Annotated in this window: 4 protein-coding genes; all 4 read left to right on the top strand. The window is 69.8% G+C overall.

The features are described from left to right. The coding region (locus FVW27_RS12420) for a helix-turn-helix domain-containing protein (protein ID WP_167125578.1) at positions 1-127 on the top strand (127 nt) is incomplete at its 5' end. A 284-nt stretch (positions 128-411) separates the two neighbouring features. Beyond that, a complete protein-coding gene (locus tag FVW27_RS12415; protein WP_167125575.1) occupies positions 412-843 on the top strand; it encodes a NifB/NifX family molybdenum-iron cluster-binding protein in 432 nt (143 codons plus the stop codon). A 4-nt stretch (positions 844-847) separates the two neighbouring features. After that, positions 848-1,246: a NifB/NifX family molybdenum-iron cluster-binding protein gene (locus FVW27_RS12410; protein ID WP_167125573.1), complete on the top strand. Its 399-nt coding sequence runs from the start codon at positions 848-850 to the stop codon at positions 1,244-1,246. Positions 1,247-1,248: 2 nt separating this feature from the next. Continuing rightward, entirely contained in the window at positions 1,249-2,652 is a 1,404-nt protein-coding gene (locus FVW27_RS12405; RefSeq protein WP_167125571.1) for an iron-sulfur cluster carrier protein MrpORP, read from the top strand. Positions 2,653-2,815 lie beyond the last annotated feature (163 nt).

Genomic DNA, 2,815 nt, shown 5'->3' with positions numbered 1-2,815 from the left:
CGCCAAGCTGGACGCCGCGCGCGAGGCGCTGCGGCGGCACGGCGGGCGGGTGATGGCCGCCTGCCGCGAACTGGACATTTCCAAGGATACCCTGCGCCGCATCCTGAAGGGCGGCGGAACGGACTGAGACAGCAGCCCGCGAAATGGGCAGGGTCTGGAACATTCGACGAATATTGAGCTTTATTCCGGCATGTTGCGGTTGGGGGCGGTTTGCCGTCCGGCAATCGCCGGGCCAAGGACGGGCGCAAAACACGCCCGTTTTTCATTTGGGGCGTGTTTTGCGCCCGTATTGCGGAGCCTTCAAGGCGCTGCAAGGGAGGACATTCTTCCAACACACTGTGATTCCAACATGTTTCAGGATGGCATCATGCATGCTGATAGGGGGCACGGCCGCCGTGCCGTGGGGACACCATGAATGCCCATGTCTGCCTTGCCTGCATCGAGGACCGCCTTGCCACGCTGCTGGAAACAGCCGCCGAATTGCGTTGCGTGCGCATGATCGGCGGTGTTCCGGCGGAACGGACCGTCCTCCCCGTGCCGGATGGCGGTCCCGCGCCGCTCATCGACGTTCTGTCGCGCCATGGGGTTTCCCTGTTGGTGTGCGGGGGCATCCGTCCCTGCTGGCGGAGCACCGTGGAGATGGCCGGGATTGCCGTCCTGCCGTGGCTTTCGGGCAGCGAGGCGGACGTGCTGTCCGCCCTTGTCCGGGGCAGGCCGGACGCACTTGCCATGCCCGGATGCCGTCCGCTTTCGGGCAGGGGCGGCGGACCGCGGCGCGGCGGCCCATGCAACACAACAGACGCGGGCTGCCTTAGGCGGCGGCGTCGCAACGCAGGAGAATGATCGGATGCAGGTTCTCATAACCGTGCAGGACGCATCGCCGGGTACCCCGCCCGGCCCGGCGGGGGACGACACCCTTCTCGATGTCCGCCTGGACCCGCGCTTCGGGCGCGCGCAAGGCTATCTGCTGTGCGATACGGCCACGGGGGCGGTGCGTCGGCTGGATGCGGTTTCCAACATGTCGCTGGCGCAGGGCGCGGGCATTCAGGCCGCGCAGGTCGCCGCCGACGCCGGGGCAGAGGCAGTGATCACCGGCCATGTGGGGCCCAAGGCCTTTAGCGCGTTGCGCCGGGGCGGCATCGCCATCTATCTTTCAACGCACGCCACCGCGCGCCAGGCCCTGCAGGCGCTGGCGGACGGCAATCTGGCCCCGGCGGCGGAGCCGGACCGGGAGGGGCACTGGTAGCCATGGGTACGGACATGCAGGAACACGAGCACCGTTGCGGTTGCGGCGGGGCGGGTTGCAGCGGCGAGCAGCATGTGGAGGCCACCGGGGGCTGCACCGGATCGGGCTGCGGCGGTCATGGCGACCATGGTGGTCGGGACGGGCATGTCGGGCATGATGCCACCGGGCCGGGCGACGGCACCGAAACCCCGGTGCGCATGGCCGGGCGGGTGGGCGCCAAACTGGTGGTGCTGAGCGGCAAGGGCGGCGTGGGCAAGAGCACCGTGGCCGTTAACCTGGCCGTGGGGCTTGCCCGCACCGGGCGCAAGGTGGGCCTGCTGGACGTGGACGTGCACGGTCCCAGCGTGCCGCGCATGTTGGGGCTTGGCCGGGCCAGGCCAGTGGCGGGCGAAGGCTGGATGGCCCCGGTGAGCGCGGGGCCGAACCTGCGGGTGATGTCGCTGGGGTTCTTTCTGCCCGATCCCGAAGTGCCGGTCATCTGGCGCGGCCCGGTGAAGATGGGCATGGTGCGCCAGTTTCTGGTGGACGTGCGCTGGGGCGATCTGGACGTGCTGGTGGTGGACTGCCCCCCCGGCACCGGGGACGAGCCGCTTTCGGTATTGCAGTTGCTGGGTCCGGACGCGCACGCGGTCATCGTCACCACGCCGCAGGGCGTGGCCGTTGACGATGTGCGGCGGTCCGTGGGGTTTTGCCGCCAGCTCGGCAACCCCATTCTGGGCATCGTCGAGAACATGGGCGGCTACGTGTGCCCCAAATGCGGCGAGCTTACTCCCCTGTTTCCCGCAGGGGGCGGCGAGCAACTGGCGCGCGAGACCGGCGTGGCGTTTCTGGGCAGCATCCCCCTGCACCCCGACCTGACCAGAGCCGGTGATGCCGGGCGCAGCCTGCTGGAGGCGGACCTGTCCGCCGGGCACGAGCCTGTGCATCCGGTGATCCGGGCCTTCCAGCCTGTGGTGGGGGCCGCCGGGACGGTGTGCCCGACAGGTGATTCGGAAGCGCCAGGCCGTTCCGCATCGGAAATTCCCGCCAACGGCAACGGCGGCCATGCGCCGCAAGGAGCATCGGACATGAAGATCGCCATACCGCTGGCGGCGGGCAGGCTGTGCCAGCATTTCGGCCATTGCGAGCAGTTTGCCGTGCTGACCGTGGACCCGGACGACGGCACCGTGAAGGGGCAGGAGCTGCTGACGCCCCCGCCGCACGAGCCGGGCGTGCTGCCCGCGTGGATCGCGGACACGGGAACCCGACTGGTCATCGCCGGGGGCATGGGGGCACGTGCGCGCCAGTTGCTGGAGGAGCGAGGCGTACAGGTGCTGGTGGGCGCTTCCGCCGCCGATCCGGCAGACCTTGTGGCCGCGTGGTTCGGCAACAGGCTGGAGCTTGGCGTGAACACCTGCGACCATTGATGCCGGGCCGCCGGGCCGTGCGGGCGTTCCCCCCGCCAGGGCGGGCGGTGTGGCAATGAAAACGGGCGCGGGGAGTCTCCCCGCGCCCGTCTGTATTGCGCTTTGCCGTGATGCGGTGCGCCTAGCGGCGGTCGCCGCCACGGCCACGGTCGCCGCCACGGTC

It is taken from the genome of Nitratidesulfovibrio liaohensis (assembly GCF_011682075.1).
GTDB classification, from domain to species: Bacteria; Desulfobacterota; Desulfovibrionia; order Desulfovibrionales; family Desulfovibrionaceae; genus Cupidesulfovibrio; species Cupidesulfovibrio liaohensis.
Note: the sequence above shows the minus strand (reverse complement) of the source record. Positions and strands in the feature narration are given on the sequence as shown.